We start from the raw sequence: 22,239 nt of genomic DNA, 5'->3' as shown, positions 1-22,239 counted from the left end.
CCTACAGCTCAAGCACAGGAACATCGACCCAGCGCCGCTCTGCCCAAGATTGCAGTCCAAGCTCCGCCATCTGCGTTCCTTTTGCACCTTCAAGCAGATCCCATGGGAAAGGCGATCCTGTAACGACATGCTTCAAGAACAGCTCCCACTGTACCTTAAAGCCGTTCTCGAACAGCTGATTATCCGGGACTTCCTGCCATTGCTCCGTGAACGTAAAAGGATTCGGAATGTCAGGATTCCACACTGGCTTCGGCGTGTTGACGCGGTGCTGTGCTTTGCAACCGCGCAAACCCGCAACAGCGCTGCCTTCAGTGCCGTCTACTTGAATCGTTAGCAGATCATCCCGATCGACACGCACCGCCCAGGAGGAATTCGCTTGGACGATAATGCCTCCTTCGAGCTGGAATGTCGCGTAAGCCGCATCGTCCGCTGTGCAGGAGTAGCGCTCGCCTTGCTCGTCGACACGCTCAGGAATATGCGTAGCGCCAAGGCAAGAGACCGCTTTCACTTCACCGAACAGATTATCCAGCACATAGCGCCAATGCGCGAACATGTCCACAATGATGCCACCGCCATCCTGTTTGCGGTAATTCCACGAAGGCCGCTGGGCCGCTTGCCAATCCCCTTCGAACACCCAGTAGCCGAATTCCATGCGCACGGACAGAATCCGGCCGAAGTAACCCGAGTCCGCCAAACGTTTCAGCTTGATCAATCCAGGCAGAAACAGCTTATCCTGCACGACGCCATTCTTTACGCCGGCTTCGCGAGCCAGCTTCGCAAGCGCAAGCGACTCCTTTAAGCTGTCGGCAGTCGGCTTCTCGCAATAAATATGTTTGCCTGCCGCGATTGCTTGCTTCAAGCTCTCCGCCCGCCGAAGGGTGGTTTGCGAATCAAAATAAATCGTATTGTTCGGGTCCGCCAAGCAAGCATCCAGATCGGTGCTCCACTTTGCAACACCATGCTTCTCCGCCAATGCTTGCAGCTTATTCGCCTGCCTGCCTACAAGGATCGGATCGGGCATAATGCTGTCACCGTTCGGAAGCGCAATGCCCCCCTGCTGACGGATCGCTAGAATCGAGCGGATCAGATGCTGGTTCGTGCCCATCCGCCCAGTCACGCCATTCATAATAATGCCAAGCGTATGTACGGTCATCTTACATAGCCTCCTTATGTTTAGATGTCGCCGCCAGCCTCAATCCGTCCCAGCCAGCGGCGACATGCCCATCTACTTCTTCACATACTCGAACGCGCCAATATCGGCCTTTCCTTGCTCCGGCCGCTTCTCGCTTTGCTGATGCAGCACGTACTGCTTCTGAAGCAGCTCGCCAAATGAGCCGTTCAATCCCGCTCCCGCATTGATCAACGCGGAATCGGCTTTCAACTTATAATTTTGAACGCCAAGGGTCGTATCAATGAAGCCCGGATCTGTGCCGGTCAACGTTCCAATGTTCTTCGCGGGAGCACGGTCAGGCTCATTGAAATCATAGTAATAGCCAGCGGTAAACCAGTTGTTCCGCAGCTCAATCGTACCGTCATCATCGGTAACGACCAGCGGCGCCGGATTCGCGCCGGCATGGTGGAACACGTTATTGCGCGCATCCACATGCTTGCCCGGCGCATAGAAGAGCACGGTTCGCTCGGTGCGTCCCGGATCCTTCAGACCTGGCACGCCGTCTTGTCCATACACGCGCTGCTGTCGGTACGTCACGACCGTGTTGTTCCAGAAATTCAGCGTTCCGTGCCGATCTGGAACCGTCACATTATCGCCGCCGAAGTTAATAATTTCGTCGTCTCCCCAAGTATCGAACAGATGGTCACGCTCAATCAGCAAATTGCCGTATACGAACGAGCTGTTGTATGCGGGGTCGAACACGATGCGCGGCGTATCCTCTGCGTCATCCAACGCAATTTGCCTGCGGCCGCCTTCAATCCAGTTATACCGGACGACGGTGCCTGCGCCGCGATCCTTCAAGCCGTAGCCCTGCGAGCCAGCGAGCAAATCGCCATAATGGTTGTTCTCATACACCGTGCCGATCGCGGCGATGTAGCTGTTATGCTCGAACATACGACCTGCGTTGCCGTTGCCGTAGATGGAATTGCCTTGAATGAGCAAATCCTTCGACGTGTAGTCGATGAGCGCTCCTTCCCATACATACATCGAGGATGTCCCGAATATGCCGTTTCCGTTTGCATGAATCGTATTGTTTCGCAATGTCACATGGTCGCCGTTATCGATCCAGACGCCCGCCGCATTGACTGCATAGCTGGCCCCCACGCCGCTCGCGTTCACATATTTCTTCGAGGCATGCGCATTCAGCACTTCAAAATTTTCAAACGTCACATACGCCGCCTTCTTGCTGTCTTTGCCAATGCGTACAAGCGAACGGCTTGCATTCGGAAGCGGATTGAGCGCTCGCGTCACCGCTCCGCTGCCGTCAATCTTAGGCAGCTCGCCGCCTGGTCCCGGAACGCCGTGGATGATAATCGGCTGCTCCTTCGTGCCTTCTGCGAATATCCCGATTTTTTCCCTGTAAGGCTCAGGACGATAGTAGATGTACACGACATCTCCGGCTTTCAACGTTTCCCAGGCAAAATCATTAATGTTCTCGTACGTCTTGCCCGGTCCAATCTCCACCGTAGCAGGCGGCGCTTCATTCACGCCCGGCTGCTTCTTCGAAGTCGCCGGCACCCAATTGTCATAGCTCACGCTGCTAAGGTCGAGCTGGAACTTCAGCTTGTCCTTGTCAGCCATGCCCGCCAGATCAATCGGATCGCTAAAGACCATCCATGATGCACCTGCACTGCCGGCCACAGAATACGCGATACATGTGGAATCGGACACCCCGCACTTCTTGGCAACATTCCCGTTAATGGTGTAGGTGTAGTACAGATCGTCCTCGCTTGCAAAATTAAGGAATTGGAACGGCCGCTCCGCCTCATTCGTGAACAGCTTAATGCTACCGATGCTCATTTTGTCCACATAGAGCGCATCCTTCGATTCCGGCCATCCGTTCACAATCTCGCCGTCCTCGTTCAACGCTGCCTCCGCAGGCACCAGAGCAATGCTGCTCAGCTTGCCGCCATCTAACGTCTTCAAGAGAGACACTGGAATGTCGACCGATTGGAACCCGTCCTTCAAATCCACGTCGAACGTGAAGGTATGAGCCCCACCCGCTTCGTATGTACCGCTCTCGGTGTCGACATTGAACAATGCTTTCAGCTTGAATTGCGCGGCAGCGCCACTGGCCTGCTGTACACTGCTGGCCGCAAGCAGCGAGAGCAGCATCGTAAGCATAATAAGAATGAGGATTGCTTGTTTCGATCTAATCGATTTCATCGGTCTATGTGCTTGGATCATCTTCGCCCGAACCTCCCATTCATCGAAGGTCTGCCTTAAGACTAACGGTACAGCAGCGACATGCTCGCGGCTACGGTAGCCTTTTGCAATCCTTCATTCTTCTTCGACTTGTGAAAAAATGGACCGGAATCGGAAAATAAGAGAAGAACCGAAGAGTGCGGCTCTTCTCCTATGTGAATCGTTAATTCTCGAATGCGCCGATATCTAATGTGCTGTGTACTGCGCGAGCGACGGATGATTGATGCTTCACATATTCCATGTTTACCGGATAGGAGCTTGCGCCAGCAGCCAGCGAGGTACCTGCATTGATAAGCGCAGAACCTGTTGTCGGACGCAAGTCGAGCGTAGAGAAGTTAGTGAAGCCAGGTGCTGTGCCGGTAATTGTGCCGGAGTGGGTCACTGTGCCGCCGGAGCCTGCTGCAATGTTCACATAGCCGGTGTTGATCCAGTTGTTATACAGATTCGCCGTGCCCGTCTGGTCGATAATGCGAAGCGAAGAAGTCGAGACGCTCTTATAGAACACATTGTTGCGCACATCCGCCGTCTCGCTGCTCGTCGACAGCCGCATCATAGTCGCGTTATCGGTCCGGTTTGAAATAAAGGTGTTGTTGTACAAGTAGAGCGTTCCTTTGCGATAGAGGGAGGTTGTGCCGTTGTCGCCGCCGTAGTGGACGAATTGCGGGTTGCGCGTATCGTTTGGCTTAATGAGGACATTGCCGTATACAAAAGTTTTGTGATAGTTGGCGTCACCGCTAATTAGCGTCGTATCGTCGCCTTCAACAAGATCGAGCTGGCGATTGCCGCCTTCAACCCAGTTGTACCGGATAACCGTGCCCGATGAGCGGTCCTTGAGGTTGTTGCCCGTACAGCCGCTGCACAGGTCGCCAAGTCTGTTGTACTGGAAGGTGATGCCGATCGCTGCGGTGTAGATGTTATGTTCATAAACGCTGGCGCTGTTGCCGTTGCCGTAAATGTAGTTGCCTTCAACGAGAATGTTCCGCGAAGCGCCGGCATCCGAGCTTGCAACGAACAAGCCGTTACCGCCGTCGGTAATGATATTGTTGCGGAACGTTAAGTTCTCGCCGTACTCTACGAAGATTGGGGAAGCCGCCTTCAAGTAGCTTACCGTCGTGCCGGCATTGTTCGTGTAGGAGTAGCCCAGCTTCGCGCCGCGAATCTCCAAATTCTCAATCGTGATGTACTTCGGCAAATTGCCTGTGGACGGATCTGACGCACTGCCCGCGAAGCGTGCCCCGCCGATCTTAATGACGGAACGGTTGTCGTTCCAGAAGTCCAGCGCAGCACGGGTCGTTGCGCCGTTGCCGTCGATGACCGGCCTTACGCCGCTCGCATTCGGAACGCCAGTGACCGTGATCGGAGCTGTCACTGTTCCCATGCGGGAGATGACGATCTTCTCCTTATACGGCGTGGAGCGCCAATAAATCTTCACCTGGTCGCCAGCGTTCAGCGATTCCCACGGTACATCGCCGATATTGGTGTATGCCTTGCCAGGTCCGACCTCGTAGAGCGTTGCTGCATACGCTTTGTCCGCGCTTGGCGTGAAGCTAATCAATCCCAGTACAAGCAGCATAGCCAATACTACATAAACCGTTTGTCTACGCATTTTTCATCCTCCTTAGTTAGCCTTTTCTTCGCCACCATGGCTATATCCGCCCCTTTAGCGGTGCGCACGTCATGATGCAAGCCTCCTAACGAATCACCTCCGGCCGCTCTAGATTGACCCCACTATAGAAAAAAACCGACGAGAAACCAATCGTCGGTTTTTTATGTCTCTCACAGTTTTCATGCTTTCTAACAAACAGACTAATTCGATGCCAAATTCGCCTCTCCCATAATCCGAATCTGCTCCTTCGGCTTCGCGTTCGCCAAGGCCGCACGGTCTGGAACGAGCTTCATCTCCTTGACCCAAATGTTGCCGCCGACCGGCCCATCGACAAGCAGCCTCATTGCGGCTACCATCCGTTCTGGATGCGGGTTCTCAATTAGCCACTTGTAGCAGGTTTCATCCCCTAGCTGCATTGGCAGAGACGTGAACGCAGCTTCGTTCAAGATTGGATCTATCTCATACTGTGCTGCCGTATGGATTGTTCCTCTTGTCAGCTTCCGGTTCCAGAACCGATCCTTATTCGAGATGTTGAAGCCATATGTGATCGGTACGCTGGCCTTCGAGCCGTCCTCGTACTCCAGCACATATTCACCGATTCGATATTCCTCGTTATCCAGATAGATGCCGTCAATGAACTGGTGGTATTCGCGAATATGATCGGTTGTGTGCACGACCTCGATATACGCGGTACCCGTAGCGGTGTTGGCTTGGCGCAGCGCTTCCCTGTAGCGGTATCGATATAGCTCTTCGAATGCGAGACTCGCTGTCTCTTCATGCATCGTGTCATCGTAGATATCCCGCCAGAACAGATAGGACGAGTATGCCATGGAGAAAAGCACGCCATTGCGCTGCAGGTTCGCTTCCTTTAGCGCGCTCCAGTTCGAGATAATGCCGCCGAGCGGCTTTTGGCGAAGTCTCGTGCTCCAATCGGCGAAGGACGGCCCGTCGAAGTTACCATAGACAACCGGCATGCCCCGCTCGAAATATTGCTGTTCAAAATGCCGCTCCACGCCCCAATACCAATGCATCATCAGCATATCTCGCGGCACGAGGTCGATTGCATTGTACGTTGCAGGAATCGTCTCGCCAAAATCGGCTCCTGTGTAATAGTCGACCATGCGGCGTTCCGCTCCGCCGTATGTTTTGCCATCAGAGGTAATCGCGTTCAGCAGCTTCTCGCTCCAGAGCATCGTTTGCACGCTTCGCTCCTGCAAATAGGCATAAATGCGGTTAATATCATCGGCGTACAGCTGCTCCGCTGGCATGCCTTTGCATTTGTCGCATAGCCCAATGGAGTACAGCTCATCATGTCCGATATGGACCGTGCGTGGTTGGAAAACATCAAGCACTTCATCGAATACATCAAACAGCAGCTCATAGGAACGCTCGTCGGACGGGCAATACGTATCCGGGTACGGATCGTTATGGCGCTCCCTAATCTCAGGATGATTGATGAGCAAGTAATCGCAATGGCTGTGGCTTGGCACCTCTGGAATAACGTCCAGATAGCGCTGCTTGCAGTATTCCACCAGCTCCCGAACCTGCTGCTGCGACAGATATCGGCCGCCGCCGTTCTCGGCATGGATGGAATTTTTGTACCAGTTGAAGGTTTGCTCTTGGATAACGATCGTCTTGCCGCTGTATTCGTACATCTCCTCGCAGTAACGCACCCAGCCCTCGTTTATCTCGGGATGCTTCTTGTATTCCATCGCGCCGCCGACTTCGATGACGATTGTGTTGTATTTGAAGTAGACCAACATATCGACGAACCGCTTGAAGTAAGGGATATCTTCCTCCGTCGGCAAATAAACCTTCAAGCCCCTTACCGGAACGGTCGGCTCATTATAGAGCAAGCCTGAGGGCACGAAGCCTTGTCTGCGATCAGCCTGCTTCGCTAGTGTCACAGCCCCGTACATGAAGCCTCTCTCCTGCTCGGCATAAACCGTAATCGCGACGCCTTCCGCATGGATGACATACCCTTCTTCTTGCTCCGTGTACTCGCACCCTAGCTGCTCGCGGATAAGCTGGCGGATTGAATCCGGTACGCCGAGGCGGAATACGACTTCCCGGTATGCCGTTTCACCTTCAGGGGACTGTGCCACAGCGGCCTCTGCCACGATGCCTCTAATGAATGAAATATCGCAATTGAGAGCCGTATCCTTCGTCAGCCAGCCTCCTGTCTGCTGCCAAGCTGCATGTGCCGTTAAAAAATCGTCCATTGAAGCATTCCTCCCGTTTTCGAGTGAGCCTGAGCCTGAATTGATTATGCGATTATCACTTCGAGCCTTGCAGATATTCCCGTCGCTGCATCTTTTGCTGTAACGGTCCACTTCCCTGTCTGCGCATTGAATGGAATGATGAGTTCATGGGTCGCCTGATTGCCTGATAGCGCAAGATTCTCGTCATACAGCCATTGCCGCTTGCCTTTCGGGTCCGTCAGCTGGAAGCGGATGACGCTTGCGAATTGCGGCTGCGGCTCGTCGGTTATCAAGCCGATGCTGAGGCTTATCGTATCTCCGCGTTTCCATTCCCTGATCGGAGACGACAAGCTGATATCGCTAACGCGGCATGGCAGCAGCGCGAACAACTTGGTATCTCCTTCTGCGAGCTCGAATTCCGCCGTATCGGTCAGCCCCACGTAGCGCTGCTCGCGGATATCGTACACATGCGCCTGCTTCGTGAAGGCGAATCGCAGCTGCTCCGCCTCTCCATGCTGCTTCTTCCCGGCGCCGACGGCAAGACCGTCATGACCGAGCGCCCGCTTGCCGGACATGCCCCGAATGACCGCAACGTATGCCGCGCTGCCGCTGCGATAGTAGAAGCTCTCGTATCCGGCGTGGACTGGCTTTCCGCTGGCAGACTCCAGCAGCTCGGCCGGCTTCGCGGCAGCCGACAAGCCGATGAGCTCTCGCAGCAATGAGCGTATGGAGTCTCCATCCGTACCTTTGTCACGCAGCTCCGCGTAGTCGGTCATCGCGATGTTCAAATATACCGTCTTGCCTGCGCCTACTGTTCGAACATGAACAGCGCTGACCTTCCTCATAAAGTCATCGCGAAACGCAGGATGACCGTCCGCAGAACGGATACCGATTTCGGCGAACCTTGCACCTTGTATCTCGCCGTTCAGCTTGAAATGCGGGAAGTCCGCGTTCGGCACGAACTCATTGTTGATATAGAACGGCTCCGCTTCCAGCGATAGTCGCTCGATTCCAAACAGCGGATCGAGCTGTCCTTGCATGAGCAAGGCGCTATGCCGGTCCATCAAGGCGGTCTGGAAGTCGCCGATGACGACGCCGCCTTCCTGAACAAACCTCGTGATGGCTTCCGTTTCTTCCGCGCTGAGCGCAATCGAGTAAGGCAGAACCAGCAGCTTGAAGCCCCGCTCCAGCAGCTCTCCTGCTTCGATCTGCTGCGAAGCGAGAAACACGTATTGGTAACCGCAATCCTCCAGCAGATGAATCCACCCTTGGCGATTTTTCTCGAAGCGCGTTTTGTCCGATACAATCGTTGCTCCGCGAACGGATGCCATGGAATAATGGACGGCAATGCCGCAATGGTCGCGCTGCGAAGCGTGGAGCAGCAGCTTGCCAATGCCCTCTTCGCGAATTTCCTTGAATGGAACGCTGAAGTCCCGCGCACTTGCGCTAAACGTATAATCAGGATTAATCAAGCTGTACTCCCAGAACAGGTTGCACAGCGTAAGCCCGTGATAGAGCGCATGCCAAACACTGTGGCTCGCGGTCACGCCATCAACGCCGTAGCCGAACCAGCCGCCGATGATCGTTCCGGGTTTGGCGAAGGAACGATGGAACTCGTACTGATTGCCGACCCCGTAGGCTTCAAAATAGCCCACATGCTGATGAAGCCGGTAATAATCGTAGCCGGAGTAAGCCGTCGATGCCTGGCAGCCAGACATCCGAATAACGCCGTCATCATCCACGCTTCGGACGATACCTGCAATACGGCGGTACGCTTCCACAAAGGTATGCTCCATGAATCGGCGATGGTCCGCCCAAGGCGCATAGCTTGCTTTTGCCTTCGCTTCCTCCCGCGTGTACGGCAAGACGTCTTCCCATATCTTGAAAGAAGTGTTCCAGGAATGGTTCAACGCCGCAAGGCCGCTCGTACCACCGTACTCCTGCTTCAACCATTCCCGCATTTCCCTCATGCAGTGTGGGCAGAAGCACAGATCCAGCTCGTCGGTGTAGCAGGTTAGCGAGCCTTCGTCATTGGCGAAGTAGGCAATCGGGCCAAAATGTTTAAACGCCGACACCTTGCTCGTAATCTTGCGCTCCATCCCCTCCCAGAACTCAGGGTCATTCAAGCAAGGCACTCGTACAAGGTATTGTTTGTCCTTCGTCCGATAGTAATTTTCTTTGCGCTCTACGTATGGCGCTCTGTGATACCAGTAGATGCCGAGACCTTCCGCTCCTGACATCGTCAGCGTCTTCGCGCTGCCGGGATAGAGCCCCGTAATGCCAAGCTCGCGGAAACGCTCGCCTACTAGATGGAGAAAATCGCCATGCCCGCGGTTTTGCGGTGCGGTGAATACTTCGAAATTATCAATGCGGCGCTGCTCCGGCGTTATGACAATTGGAGCGGAGCTCCATCTCTGGATGCGATTGCCGCCGACATACACATCGGCATGCACGGTGATGTGCATCGATTTGGAGGATGCCGCCCGATATGGGGCGGCATGCACTTGCACTTCTGCGCCTTCGGCCCCGCCACCGCCGTCGCTGCTGAATTCATGCTCCGATTGCTGCAGCACTTGGCCGTAATCGTCGACCACCTGAACCGTCAGGCAGCCCGGTCCGCCTTTCAATTGAAAGCTCGATTCGATGAGTTCACCGCTTGCCGCCGTTTGATGGCTGACCGTCGCTTCGCTAATGCTTGCTGCGAGCGGTTCCGAGAAGCCGTATGTGGCGAAGTCTAGCAACTCCCCCTTCGTCCCATATGCACTCAGCTCGACGCGGAAATCTCCGCCTGCTGCCAGCCCAGGCTTCCCAGCGGCCAGCTCAAGCAAGCCGCCGCTTTCGCATATGCCCACATCCACTAAGTCGTCATAGCCGTTCTTAATCGTATAGCGGATCTCATCCGATGTTACGTCTCCCGACGTGCGAATATGCCAGCCCTGCTCCGTTCGCTTCGGCTGCTCCAGCGTACAATTAGGCTCTCGCCGCGCAGCCCACGTCACGCTGCGAAACACAAGCTCATAGAACGATTCCAGAAAAGCAAACGTGCAGCTGCTCCGCACGCCTTGCCACCGATCAATAACAGCGTCGAACGTCGACTCTTTCCCCGTGTAGTCCCTATGCTGCGGCAGTATATCGCGCGGGAAATAGCCGAAAGCGACAACTCTGCCGCGTCCATAATCCCGAGCGGCGGCAATCGGCTCACCAGCCTGCGTGGCGATCAGCACCTCTGCCCCTTCGGCTGCCTGATAAGGATAATAAGCCAGCTCTTCGCAAGGCAGCAGCTCAAGCGGGATACCTCTTGTCACATAGTGAGGCTTCGCCGTCTCCCACTTATCCGAGCGCAGCAGGTCGAATCTAACCTTCGGATAACCTTCGCCTGCGTTATTGTCGACGGCGAACCCTTCCTCGAACTGATTGACCAGCGGCGACAGCGCTTCAAGCTCGGGCGACTTCGGTTTGTCCAGCCCATGGAAGGGTCGAATGAGCACAAGTCCCGCTCCGTTCTCCACTCTGCGCACGATAGCGGCTCTCGTCGCAGCCGTGAAATGCGCCCAGCCGTTCACTCCCGGAATGACGAGCACATCGTAGTGTTCATCGCTCGTGAGCGCCTTTTCTAGGTTGTCGTACATGATGTGCTGGTCGTCCACCGACGCGCGGATGTCATAGAAGTCGCCAAATCCCCATTTGTTAAGATCCCAAGCCCGGTCAATGGTCACCGTCTCATACTGCACGCCCGTGCGGCGGATGAACTCCACGATTTCACGCCCATACTTGACGCTTGGCACGAGGAATAGCTTCAGCTTGCTTCCGCCGCCTGCGAACGGCAGCAACCGGTCAGGAAATGCTTCGCCAACACTGGTGTCATACCTAATGTCGTATTGGTATTTCATCCTTATTACGCCTCCTTCAATTTCCGCAGCGGTAGCGGTACAACTGATCGCATGGGAATGCCGTTCCGTACTGGCTGCGCAGCGCATGCGACCTGTTCATTACGCCGACGCGATACACATCGTCCACCTGGCTGACATAATGCTTGAACGCCAGCTGAACAACCGCCTCCGGGTGATGGCGATAGATTCGCCGTTCAAGCGGATGGCTGCCGACCCACTCGTCGATCCGCGCTAGTTCCTCGTCCGTCGCAATGCCCCCATATGGCTTATCCTCTTGAAAATAAACCGTCGCCCGCGCCTCTCTGCCCAATTCTTCGGCAACCCGGGCCGCAGCCTCGCGCACGATGAAATGGTCGATATGCTCCTTGAATGCCAACGGAAACACAATAGCCGTATCGGGGAGCATTGCCCACTCCTTCGTTCGGGCAACCATCCGTGCGAAGATCTCATGATCCTGCTCGGTGAAATCCGCATACATGCCATGCGGAAATTCCATCTCGCTGTCTGTCAGCTGTTTGCCCCGTGTGAAGCATTCATTCTCGCCAAGCAGCTCGTAACCGTAATTGCAGCAGCCGAGCAGCTCGTCGATGCAGCCGAGATCCTCCAGCAGCCGTTTACCCGTTGCGAGCTTCTGCCGATCCAGACTCGCGTCAAAATTTCCGCTTCCCGTATGCGCCAAGTAGTTGCTGCGCGAGAAGACGTTCACGATGCGGAAGCTCTTCGTATGCAGCAGCCCCTGCCCTGCAAGCTCTAGGACATAGCCGCCCAGGAAGAACAGGAAATCATCATAGTGCGGGGAGATCACAACAATATTTCGCTCGGGTATGACCTCTTCAACTGACATTGGCATTGGCATTGGCATTGGCTGGCTGCTCATCATTCACGATTCCTCCAGCAGCTTGTAAATTTCCGTGTATGAATCTTGGAAATGCGGCAGCTGCAAGCGAGCCAGCTCCTCATGCCTCGCATCCTGTTCGAGGAAAGCGACAGCCTGCTGCGCCGCTTCGAGCGAGTCGAACTCGCATTCCCAGATGAGCGTGTTCATCGCCTCCCTGCCGCTGTAAGGCATGTACCTTCTGCCCTTCGGGAATGCGGCGATCTCCCGCTCCAGCATTGCGAACCGCTGCTCCAGCTCCAGAAATTCCGCCCGGCTAGCGGCATGAAACCGCTGGACGAGCCGTAATTTATACGCCATCTTCGCTCTCCTCCTCCATTTGCAGTACACGGCGAAATGCGTTGCCAAGCGCGAGGTCGTTCTCGCTCGCGAACCTCCCGAGCAGCCTCACATCCGCATCCGGGTGAATCGAATGCGGTGAGGCGACAGAGAGCGCGGCAAGCAGCACGCCAAGCTCAACTGCGCTTGAGAGCGGCGTCTCGCCGAAGGTAGCGTCAGCGGAGTGATCCTTTAAGAATGGAAGCCCGCAGCACAATCCGCTAATAACGCCGCCCAGCAAAGCATCTCCCGCACCAGCGGTGCTGACGGCCGCGACCAGCAGCGAAGGTGTATGGACGATGCAATCGCCTTCGCAGCTGTAACAGCCATCCGCGCCGTCCGTCATGATGAGCCGAATCGCCGGTTGCTCCGCCTTCAAGACGTTGTAGCAGCGCTCGGCAATTGTGCCGCCGTCCTCGCAAGCTTCTTCCAATCCGGCGATGCGGCACGCCTCTTCCCGGTTGACCGCGAGCAAGTCGGTCAGCCCGTAGCCGCCAAGCAGCCTGAATGCATCTGCCTCGGCAGCAAGCACCGAAGCAATAGTGAAGCTGCCCCTCGCGCGGCCTTCGGCAAGAAGCGCAATACGCGCTTCAATCGGCACTTCCGGCGCTGCCAGCACCAACTCGCCTTCTCCTGGCGGCAGCTCCTGCAAGGCGCGCCCGATATCAAGCGCCGTCACCAGCCCGCTCGCGCTGTTCGACGTCGTGATATTGCCGCCGGACAGATCGGGATATTGGAAGCAAACGCTGAACAGCGTCCGCGCAGCTTCCGCTATATCCACGTGGGCAATGGACATGCCCGTATCTTCCAGCTGCGCAATCAGCGCGAAGCCTTCGGCGTCTTTGCCAACCTTGCCGATTGGATACACCGAGAGGCCGCCGTCCCCAAGCAGCACAGCCGGATAATGGCAAATGATATGCAGCTTGCAGTAATCCCGGCTATCCGTCAGCTCGCCTAGCCTGCTTTCATTTCTGCCGAGCGTATGCTCATCTTTCAGCTGAAACAGCATGCCGGAGCCAATCCCGCCTGTTCCAATCAGTCTCGTGTATTTGTACGCAGCTCCATTCGCTGGCCTTAGTACATTCGCGTTCATGTTTATGTTTTTCATTCATTCACCCCATTGAACGCCCACTCCGGATGCTCGGAGATCGGATGCGTTGCTGTCTCCACCGTTGCCGTAATGAGAGCGTCGGGATGCGATTGCAGCAGCGTCATCGGATACTCCGCTGTTGCCTCCGCGAACAGCGCCACCCGCAGCGCGGTCTGTTTCCATGCGCCGGTATCGCTATATATTCGCACCTTGCGTGCCGACAGGCATTCCTTCATTCCAAGCGTGATCGACATCGGCGGCACGAACTGATACGCGCCTCCGTATGTACGCTGCGCAAGCGCGATGATCGTATCGGCATTGTTATCCTGCACACGAGTCTCCGAGCTGCGCAGCTGCTCTACCGTAATCGCGCTGTAGGGATTCCGACGCGCCTGATTGTAAGCGAGGTGCCCGTCCTGCCCCCAGCCGCCAAGCGTCAGATCAATCGGGGCTGCGGCAATCTCATCCTTAATCCGCTCAATAGCCGATGGCACCGGAAAATACCGCTGTTCCTCGGGAACCGCAAGCTCAGGATCAATACCGCCATAAAAATGCTTTTCCATAAAAGCTCTGAAATTGTAGGGATCACCCGGATGTAGCTCTCTGCCTTGCCAATCGAGACACTCATCCATATGAAACACGGTCATGCGAGAAAGGGAGATCCGCTCGTCATTCACGATGCGAACGAACGGCTCATACCACGCCTTCGGTCCGCATGGCACAATTGCGCGAAACGGCCGAGCTTCCTCATTCGCTAGCTTGATATCGTCGGCGAATTCCCTCGCCATGCACATGCCCATCGCCGCAGAATCGATCACGATCCGCAGCGGAATCCGTCTCTCCGGGTGGGCACTCAGCTCGGATGCCGGCACTTTGCACCATTCATACAATTCTTTTGCTTCAATTTGCCCCATCGTCCTCATCCTCCTTACGCAACGCTAACCGCCTCCATCCTAGCTTAGAAGAACAATCCCAAGGTGAACATCGGCAGTTCTTTGACTTCCTCCACGATTTGTTGCATCAGGTGAAAAATGATGAAGCACTGAGAAAATCGACCAACAAAAAAAGCCGAGCTCGCGGTGCTAGATGCACCAACGAACTCGACCGTTTATTACTGCTGCCCGACCCTACTCCCAGCCCGGCTCAATCCCGTTCTTCTTCAGCAGCGCATTCACCTCATCAATGATCCCCTGCCCTCCGTCTTGCAAATACTCATCAACAGCGGCGTCCCAATTCGTAAGCGACTCCTCGCCGATAATCATCCGCGTCACATGATCGGTAAAAGCTTCCTCAAGCTCCGACTCCTTCTCATTTCGTAATGGCGATTCTATATCATCCACCGGATTTTTATACATTTTCACATGCTCCAGCGTCTCCACGGCATCTGCTACAAACTGCTTCGCCAGCGGATCGGTAACCGCGTTCTGCGGCTGCAGCGCTTCGTCGTTTGGCGCCCAGTATCGGCCGATCAAATAGTTTTTGGGGCGCGAGTTCTGCGCATCCGCCTTCTCGACCGCAATACCGTCCTTCATTTCATAGCCTTTGCCAACGCCGCCGTACTGCCAGTCGAAATCAGCATTGCCCGGCCCCCGATCCTCCCAAGGAATCCATGTGCTCATATAGTCCAGCATACCAAGAATGAGGTCTGCTTTCTTCGGATTCTGCGAAAGCGCCGCATTCAGCGTAATCATTTGGTAGATGCCTTTGCCGCTGGAGAGATAACCGCTCTGCCCGTCATCCTGCACGAATGGCGGAATAACGGTAAGCTCAGCGGAAGGCTGAAGCTGTCTTAATCCTGCGAACCGTTTCTCGTTAAAATCATAGGGCTGCTCGAAGTACATGCCAATCTGACCGGTAAAGAACGCATCGCGAACATCGCTCATTTTCGATACCGCCCAGTCCTTGGCTATCCCTCCAGCCTTGTACAGCTGTGCCAGAAACTGCACCTGCTCCTTGTTGCTTGCCGCAATAGTGCCCGGAATAAGCTGACCCGCGCTGTTGCGGTAATACCACGCGGACGAGTCATAGCCTACGCCCATAGCAGCCCCATACAAGAGACCCGTCCCGGCTGAAGACATGCCAAGGCCAATCGTATCCTCCTTGCCGTTCCGGTCGGGATCATCTTTGGTGAAGGCAATAAGCACATCCAGCAGCTCTTTATAGTTGGTCGGCATCTTGAGACCGAGGTTGTCCAGCCAATCCTTGCGAATAACCGGTCGCTTGCCGTACTTCTTCGTGAACCAGCGCGGAATGGCGTAGATGCTCCCATCAACGGAGACTGAATTCCAAGCACTTTGAGGAATTTTGGACAATGTGGGGTAATGCGCAATCAGATCATTCAGCTTGAGAAAAGCGCCCTGTCTCGCCCATTTGATGAAGCGACTGTCCGGATTTTCCAAACCGATCATATCCGGCAGCTCCCCGCTTGCCATCGTAACCGCGAGCTTGTCTGGATATTCCTGCATATAGTAGAACTGCGGCTTGAAATCGATGCCGAATTTCATATCTATCGCTTGCACGGCAGCACCGTCCGGCGCAGGAATCTGGGCGTCCCACATGCCGTCCATATAGGAGATTCGCGGCACCGCATCAGAAGCTGTGGATTCATTTTCGCTAATGCTTGCATGGCTAGCATTAGGCAGATCAGTTGCATTATTACCGCTGCAAGCCGCAACGGATGCGAGCATGGAGGCCGCAAGCAGGTATGAAGCCCATCTCATCATGGTGGCACACTCTCCTTTCGCAGCTGCTGGCGTTTGACTCTATTATCGTATAGACACCTCTCGTAAACTAGCAACAATTGATAAAAAAACCTTTTTACATATACATTTCTTCTATCTTGCTAAAATGGTAGGCTGGTGCTACGATTGATTCACCTCATGTATTCCAGATGAAACGGAGGAAAACAATGGCCAAAACTGAGCGCCTCAGGCGAGTCTCGGGCTCCCTGTTTCTGCAGCTGCTGCTTAGCTTTCTAGCCATTCTCGTGCCGCTCATCGCCTTCTTTTTCTTCTCCTTCACCTTTATTACCAACCACGCGACCGACGAAGTGATCAAATACAATACATTAAGCATGAACAAGACAAGCGACAAATACGAGAATCATTTTAACCAAATCCGCAATATCGGTCTGGATCTGCTGCTCGATGAGAAGCTGGAGACGCTGAACCGTCCCACCATTGATTATTTGAATGCACGAGCCTTAATGCGAACCATTAACGGCTATCTCAGCCATAAAGAGATTGCGGTACAGAATATTCTGATCTATCTCAAGAAGAGCCATTTTGTTATTTCCGGTGATCGCGGCGTTCGTGCGGACGAGCTATTCTCCAAATTCTATCAGAGCAATGAATACTCGCCAGCCTTCTGGTCGAAGCAATTCAGCGGCAGCGGCGGCCTTAGCATCCTGCCAGCCTCCGACTTCAATGAGAAAACCGGAAGCGGGATGTCCGCCAAAGGTCGATATATGCCCGTTGTCATCCGCAATGCATTCTTCCCGGATTACCAAGTCATCGTCATGCTTGATGTGGACCTCATGCTGAAGGAGTTCCAAGATTCTCCCGAAGATCCGTTCCTCATGTTCGATAAAAGCGGCTTGCAGCTCTCGGCGGATAACGTCAGCGATAAAATGCAATCGTTGCCATTTTCACCCTCAGCAATCGCTACCAGCAATGTGAAAAAGGACGGCATTTATTATTTCAGCAAGAAAGGCTCTGTTACCGGCATTCAATATATGAAGATCGTCCCGAACAATCTCATTTCTGCGCAGATTAGCCGAATTAACACCGTTCTGCTTTCTCTGCTCCTTCTGTTCGCCGCAGTCAGCGTCTGTGCTGCCTGGTTCTTCACCAAACGATTCCATAATCCGGTCAAAAGCATTATGCAATCCATCCAGCAGCTGAATGCGCCGTCCCATGCGGATAGCAGCATTCATGAATTCAAATATATTCACGACCAAGTCCGTCATCTCGTGGAGACAAGCAATACGATCGATCACGCCGACGCCCGCAAAAACTCGCTGCTTCGCTACTACTCCTTCCTGAACAAACTCAAGAACATCAACGTAAAGGATCAGGAATTTTACGACTTCCATATTCAAGGTCCATACCGGCTGCTGCTGTTCCGGTTGCAATTCACACCGCGTTTCTTCCGGGAGATTGATGCCGATGAGGGAAAGGCTTCCCTCTTCGTCCGAGAGTATTTGGACACTCACTTGAAGGAGCATGTGGAGACGCAGACGGTACAGCTTGAGCATGACCTCATTCTGTCACTCGTTATCGGCGATGAATTGCAGGAAGAGTCACCTTCGTTCCTTGCTAGCTTAAAGGCGGTCTTCGACCTCGACCAGCGCTATTGGTCTATGACGATCGGGGTTGGCAGCTTATACCGAAGCTCCGCTGAATTAACACGCGCCTATGAGCAAGTGCAGGCGATTATGGAATACCGTAAGCTCGGCTGTTCCACCCAAATCTTGACGGCTGGTGATGTCCCGCCGGATTATCAAGCTGTAATGAGTGGATTGCAGGAACAGGAGCTGCAAGCGAATCTAGCGGCAGGCAACGAGGAAGGAGTTCTTCGCCTCATTACTAAAGTTCTCGGGTTGCTGGATAAGAAGGGGGCGACAGCGAACCAATGTTACGATTTTGCTGAGAGTATCGTTCAGTTGGCTGCGAAGATGGTCTCTTCCATGCAGCTAGATTTGCAGGGATATAAGGGATGCCTTACTTCCCTCGGCAAACTTAGATGCTGCTGCACAATAGAAGAGCTGCAAACCTACTTAACCTCGCTTCTGCTGTATGTGATCGCCCGCATTCACGAGAAGAAGGCGGAGAAGGACAATATTATCGCATTCGTGATGAGCTATACGGAGCAGCATTATCAGCACGACATTACGCTTGATATTCTTTCGGATAAGCTCGGCATCTCAGCCAGCTACTTGTCGACCTACTTCAAAATGAAGACGGGCACGAACTTTATCGACTATATCAACAACTACCGGATCGAGCTTGCCAAGTCGCTCCTGCGGGCAGCAGATTTGCGCATTCAAGATGTCGCCTTGCAGGTCGGCTACCAGAATATAAATTCATTCAATCGGATGTTCAAAAAGATTAGCGGCGTTACGCCGAGTGAATTCCGTAAGCAGCAATATGTCATTGAAAGCTAAGAAGAGCCGCAAGTTCCTGGGATCACCGGTGGATCATGCGGCTCTTCTGCTGCTGCGATAATTAGTTGCTAGCCATAATAAGCTTCAGCGCGTCCTCGAATCGCATCCATAATTTCGACCGATTGGATGGAAGAGCGAAGATCGCCCTCGAGCCTGAGCAGATTGCTTCCTCCAGCGCGAAGTGCGTCCAGGAACGAGGCATTCTCATCGTAAAAACCGAACGCAAGCTGCCAATCTTCTTCTGCTGCGATCGTCTCGTTTCGTCCCTGCTCCGAGCAGATCAGTCCTGTGAAGCTGCCGGCGTTCTCCATAAGCGGCATATGCAGCTCGTAGGTGAAGCCCTCTCCTCTCACCGTTACCAGCTCTCGCGCCATCCCTGAATGGGGGTAGCAATTGAGTTGTACCCGGATGCCGCTGCGGAATGTGCCTTCTGCTGCAATGTTCACGAGCCCTTCGCTTAATGTGGACAGATCGTCGTAGCGGAAGCGCAGACTCTCGTAATCTGCGCCTGCAATCCATCTTGCCGCATCAATTGCGTGGATCGCTGTCGTAGAGAAGTCGGCATCCTTTCGCTTCACCCGAATCATGTCATACGCCAGGCTGTAGATAGGCTTCCCCTGAGCAGCCTGCTCTTGAAGCTTATTCATCAGCTTGAGTACGAGAGGGACATGCCTCCGATTGAACGCTACCCGATGCTTGATGTCTTTCAGCTTCGCTTGTTCGTATAGCTGAATGACCTCCGCCGTATTTACGCCAGGCGGTTTCTCAAGCAGCAATGCTGCCCCTGTATCCATGACCTTGAGCGAGACAGCTGTTGTCAGCTGCTCAGGGACGAGGACCCAGACCGCATCCAGCTGCTCCTGTGCGAGCATTGCTTCAAAGCTGGTGTAGGTGCGTTCGAAGCCAAAGTCAGCGCGGTAATCCTCTGCCGCTTCTGCGTCAACGTCACAGCAGGCTGCGAGCTGAAGCTCGGGGTGCACCGCCTTATATTGCTTCAAGCTGGGGCCATGCGCCGCCCTTGAGTGCCAGCCGCAGCCGATGACACCCACTCTGATACTTTCTTCGATACTGTCTTCGATTCTGTAATCGATCCCGCTCATCAGACGCCGCACCGCCAATCCTGATCCTCATGCGACTTCAGCTGTATGGTCAGCGTGCCGTCATCATTAATCGCTTGCGCGCAAGCCCAATTCAGCGGCTTCATCACGCCTGGCCTTATTTCCAGCTGGATCGCAAGCTGAATCGCCTGCCCCCGCCAATCTGGCGGCAGCGTCATCGACACGAGGCCCACTTTGCCTGGGATCGGACTGCCGGGAGCAAGCTTGCCGCGCAGCTTCCCGCCATCTTGCCCTCTTGCTTCCAGCCACAGCATCCCAGGGACGCCAGCGGAACCGTCGTTGATCATCGCGAACACGAGCTCATCGGTTCCATGCCGCTTGCGCTGCCAGATCCAAGCCGGACGCAGCCTGTAGCCAAGCCGGCGATGAAGCGTATGAATACCCTCTGGGTATCGTTCATTGTACGCCGCAATCGCCTCGGCTTCTGTCCACAAGCCCCAGTAGTTCCCGCTAATATCGAGCGCATGCAGCATCGAATTCGCGATAACACCAACGTTCGCGCTATCGAAGATCAGCTTCTCCAGCCGGAAATGGCGGTAATAGCCGTCCTCGATTATCGCAGCCGTATTCGGCGCCCGATTCGCAATCACTTCGATCTGCTCCGGCTCATCGAGGATGATGCTGTCCGTCCGCACCCAGCAGCCTTCGTTCATTGCATACTCTCTCACCGTTCGATTGCCCGTCCGGCTAATATCCGGCTGCGTATTGACCGCAAGAGGTGTATGCTTCCAGCGCTCGATCTGCTGTCTCGTCATAGCCATGAACGTATGCTCGGCAATTGCATAGTTCGGGAACGGGTTCGGCAGATCATTCGTATGCCCCTCTCCCCAGAAGCCGTACATCATCAGATCAACGAATTCGATGAGCGGGTCACCATCGAAGCGAGCGGCGAGCAGCTCGTTCAAGTCGGCGAAAGCAGCCTGGAATGCTGGATGGTCGTAGCGCGGCTCGAAGTAATCGAATTCTTGGTTCTTGAACCGGCCGATATTGACAAGCGGCACCTCATCAAGCAAATAGTCGGGCATAGCAAGCCGATCCGGCTGAATATTCGGGCTCGACAGCTGGATACGGAATGCCACCCGCAGACCATGACGCTTAGCCGCATTCAACGTAATGTCCCAAATCGGATGCAGCTCAAGCTCGCCTGCCTGCGTCTGCACATCCCGCCAATCGCAGCGAATATAGAGGACATCGACGAAAGGAAGCGAAGCGAGCTTTTCCACATGCTCCTCCAGTGTCTCCTCGCCATGCTTTGCTTTCAGCGATGGGCCGTTCTCTTCCCAAGCGTACGCGATCAGTCCCATACCCGGATTGCGGACAGGCTCCTGCGATGGCGTCGTCATGTAGATCGTGTACCAACCGTTGTCCTGCTCGATTTGAAAGGGACCTTGATAGAGGCGCCCCACATTGATTTCGGTTTGCACCGCCTCATCACTCCTTAAGCGAAAGTTTACCTTCACCTTAGAAGATGGGCGCTCGAAAAGCTATGATCGGTATTTAAGCTTATTCATCATTTTATCGATTTGCATGAATCGTGTTGGAAAACAAAAAGAATGACATTGAATACGCCATACCTCTTAAACTAGAAAAATAGACGTGGAATACATACATTGGGGGAGGGCATCGACATGGACAAGAACTCTGTTTATACAACTAACAGCTTCTATAGAGAACAATATGCTTGCTTTTAAAAAGTGTTATTTCGATGAATCTTGGTATTCGGTACCGCTTGATGTAGGTGCGCTAACATTATCGGACCGTAAACTATCAACCTATGTGAACTTGTTCTCAAAAGTGGTTGAGCAATCTGATGACGAAATTATGCAATCACGTGACGATAACAGCGATTTTGCAAAAAAAAGAAAAAATGCTTCCTCTAACCTTTGTAATCAAGGCAAGAAAACTATAGTGCCTATCTCATCCTAGAAAATACCTTAACCCTCAGTTCATTGACATAAAATCATATTCGTTGCATAAACTATTTCATTTGGCCATTCTCGGTTGAAGGTAGGTGGAACCAATGAATCCTTTCATAATAGAACAGGACAAGAATTGCGAGATATACTATCGATATGGGGACTTTAGCCCAGCTGTCAGTATGAAAGGGACCATTATTGCTTATTACGATACGGACGACGCGTATCTTCATTTCAAGTTAAAAGACAACAGAATGATCGTTATCTCCTTGTCCCATATTGTTGAAATTAATTACATGCAGTAAAGTAAACTGCACAAAAAAACCTCCAGATTCCACGTTAAGTGGTTTCTGAAGGTTTCGCATTACGCCTTGAAAACTGGATACGAACCTTTGCGAAGGTTTCTTGCTTAAATTCTAAGATTCATAAGTTTCACCTTATGTAGCGCTTAGAATTCTCCGGCATGAAACATCTTGCGCCAAATTACTCGGCTTCAATGTTTCACCTTGGCTGATTTTAACTTATTTAGGATAAGCCCTCGACCGATTAGTATTCGTCAGCTGCACACGTTGCCGCGCTTCCACCTCGAACCTATCAACCTGATCGTCTTTCAGGGGTCTTACATACTGGGAAATCTCATCTTGAGGGGGGCTTCACGCTTAGAT

At 53.7% G+C, this 22,239-nt stretch carries 13 protein-coding genes, 1 rRNA gene and 1 pseudogene; 2 read left to right on the top strand and 13 right to left on the bottom strand.

Annotated features, from left to right (window positions below; translation table 11 throughout):
- Nucleotide 1: 1 nt before the first annotated feature.
- From AC0LWF_RS14590 to AC0LWF_RS14545, 10 genes are all read right to left on the bottom strand, one after another.
- Complete coding sequence (locus tag AC0LWF_RS14590; RefSeq protein WP_474652272.1) at nt 2-1,153, bottom strand: Gfo/Idh/MocA family protein; 1,152 nt, start codon at nt 1,151-1,153, stop codon at nt 2-4.
- A 72-nt stretch (nt 1,154-1,225) separates the two neighbouring features.
- Nucleotides 1,226-3,358: a right-handed parallel beta-helix repeat-containing protein gene (locus AC0LWF_RS14585; protein WP_474652271.1), complete on the bottom strand. Its 2,133-nt coding sequence runs from the start codon at nt 3,356-3,358 to the stop codon at nt 1,226-1,228.
- Between the two features lie 181 nt (nt 3,359-3,539).
- Nucleotides 3,540-4,982, bottom strand: coding sequence for a hypothetical protein (locus tag AC0LWF_RS14580; RefSeq protein ID WP_474652270.1), 1,443 nt, complete (start codon nt 4,980-4,982; stop codon nt 3,540-3,542).
- Nucleotides 4,983-5,182: 200 nt separating this feature from the next.
- Nucleotides 5,183-7,204 carry a family 20 glycosylhydrolase gene (locus AC0LWF_RS14575; protein WP_474652269.1) on the bottom strand — a complete coding sequence of 674 codons (2,022 nt, stop codon included), beginning with the start codon at nt 7,202-7,204 and terminating at the stop codon, nt 5,183-5,185.
- A gap of 44 nt (nt 7,205-7,248) precedes the next feature.
- Nucleotides 7,249-11,073 (bottom strand): beta-galactosidase, encoded by a 3,825-nt coding sequence (locus AC0LWF_RS14570; RefSeq protein ID WP_474652268.1) that lies wholly within the window; start codon nt 11,071-11,073, stop codon nt 7,249-7,251.
- Between the two features lie 16 nt (nt 11,074-11,089).
- A complete protein-coding gene (locus AC0LWF_RS14565) occupies nt 11,090-11,953 on the bottom strand; it encodes a hypothetical protein (RefSeq protein ID WP_474652267.1) in 864 nt (287 codons plus the stop codon).
- Entirely contained in the window at nt 11,954-12,268 is a 315-nt protein-coding gene (locus AC0LWF_RS14560) for a hypothetical protein (RefSeq protein ID WP_474652266.1), read from the bottom strand. It abuts the gene before it with no gap.
- On the bottom strand, nt 12,258-13,394 hold the full coding sequence (locus AC0LWF_RS14555) for a carbohydrate kinase family protein (RefSeq protein ID WP_474652265.1): 1,137 nt from the start codon (nt 13,392-13,394) through the stop codon (nt 12,258-12,260). The genes AC0LWF_RS14560 and AC0LWF_RS14555 overlap by 11 nt, the downstream gene beginning before the upstream one ends.
- Nucleotides 13,391-14,290, bottom strand: a complete 900-nt coding sequence (locus tag AC0LWF_RS14550; protein WP_474652264.1) for a sugar phosphate isomerase family — start codon at nt 14,288-14,290, stop codon at nt 13,391-13,393. Before AC0LWF_RS14550 ends, AC0LWF_RS14555 begins: the two co-directional genes overlap by 4 nt.
- A gap of 213 nt (nt 14,291-14,503) precedes the next feature.
- Nucleotides 14,504-16,099 carry an extracellular solute-binding protein gene (locus AC0LWF_RS14545; protein ID WP_474652263.1) on the bottom strand — a complete coding sequence of 532 codons (1,596 nt, stop codon included), beginning with the start codon at nt 16,097-16,099 and terminating at the stop codon, nt 14,504-14,506.
- 185 nt (nt 16,100-16,284) lie between these two features.
- On the opposite strand from AC0LWF_RS14545, the gene AC0LWF_RS14540 reads away from it, so the two are divergent.
- Nucleotides 16,285-18,540 (top strand): helix-turn-helix domain-containing protein, encoded by a 2,256-nt coding sequence (locus tag AC0LWF_RS14540; protein ID WP_474652262.1) that lies wholly within the window; start codon nt 16,285-16,287, stop codon nt 18,538-18,540.
- 68 nt (nt 18,541-18,608) lie between these two features.
- Here AC0LWF_RS14540 and AC0LWF_RS14535 read toward each other — a convergent pair whose 3' ends face one another.
- Complete coding sequence (locus tag AC0LWF_RS14535; protein ID WP_474652622.1) at nt 18,609-19,652, bottom strand: Gfo/Idh/MocA family oxidoreductase; 1,044 nt, start codon at nt 19,650-19,652, stop codon at nt 18,609-18,611.
- Complete coding sequence (locus AC0LWF_RS14530) at nt 19,640-21,082, bottom strand: hypothetical protein (RefSeq protein WP_474652261.1); 1,443 nt, start codon at nt 21,080-21,082, stop codon at nt 19,640-19,642. The genes AC0LWF_RS14535 and AC0LWF_RS14530 overlap by 13 nt, the downstream gene beginning before the upstream one ends.
- A 244-nt stretch (nt 21,083-21,326) precedes the next feature.
- Between AC0LWF_RS14530 and AC0LWF_RS14525 the strand changes: the two are divergent.
- A pseudogene (locus AC0LWF_RS14525) lies at nt 21,327-21,567 on the top strand (class I SAM-dependent methyltransferase); the annotation flags it as partial.
- 533 nt (nt 21,568-22,100) lie between these two features.
- Here AC0LWF_RS14525 and AC0LWF_RS14520 read toward each other — a convergent pair.
- A 23S ribosomal RNA gene (locus tag AC0LWF_RS14520) occupies nt 22,101-22,239 on the bottom strand; the annotation flags it as partial.

Source organism: Paenibacillus sp. sgz302114 (genome assembly GCF_056120345.1).
This window is presented reverse-complemented; position numbering and strand designations above follow the sequence as displayed.

Bases quoted from the DNA above. Each gene is read 5' to 3' on its own strand.
- AC0LWF_RS14550 (WP_474652264.1), bottom strand. From the start codon at position 14,290: ATGGGGCAAATTGAAGCAAAAGAATTGTATGAATGGTGCAAAGTGCCG.
- AC0LWF_RS14570 (WP_474652268.1), bottom strand. From the start codon at position 11,073: ATGAAATACCAATACGACATTAGGTATGACACCAGTGTTGGCGAAGCA.
- AC0LWF_RS14565 (WP_474652267.1), bottom strand. From the start codon at position 11,953: ATGATGAGCAGCCAGCCAATGCCAATGCCAATGCCAATGTCAGTTGAA.
- AC0LWF_RS14580 (WP_474652270.1), bottom strand. From the start codon at position 4,982: ATGCGTAGACAAACGGTTTATGTAGTATTGGCTATGCTGCTTGTACTG.
- AC0LWF_RS14575 (WP_474652269.1), bottom strand. From the start codon at position 7,204: ATGGACGATTTTTTAACGGCACATGCAGCTTGGCAGCAGACAGGAGGC.
- AC0LWF_RS14585 (WP_474652271.1), bottom strand. From the start codon at position 3,358: ATGATCCAAGCACATAGACCGATGAAATCGATTAGATCGAAACAAGCA.
- AC0LWF_RS14555 (WP_474652265.1), bottom strand. From the start codon at position 13,394: ATGAAAAACATAAACATGAACGCGAATGTACTAAGGCCAGCGAATGGA.
- AC0LWF_RS14560 (WP_474652266.1), bottom strand. From the start codon at position 12,268: ATGGCGTATAAATTACGGCTCGTCCAGCGGTTTCATGCCGCTAGCCGG.
- AC0LWF_RS14540 (WP_474652262.1), top strand. From the start codon at position 16,285: ATGGCCAAAACTGAGCGCCTCAGGCGAGTCTCGGGCTCCCTGTTTCTG.
- AC0LWF_RS14545 (WP_474652263.1), bottom strand. From the start codon at position 16,099: ATGATGAGATGGGCTTCATACCTGCTTGCGGCCTCCATGCTCGCATCC.
- AC0LWF_RS14590 (WP_474652272.1), bottom strand. From the start codon at position 1,153: ATGACCGTACATACGCTTGGCATTATTATGAATGGCGTGACTGGGCGG.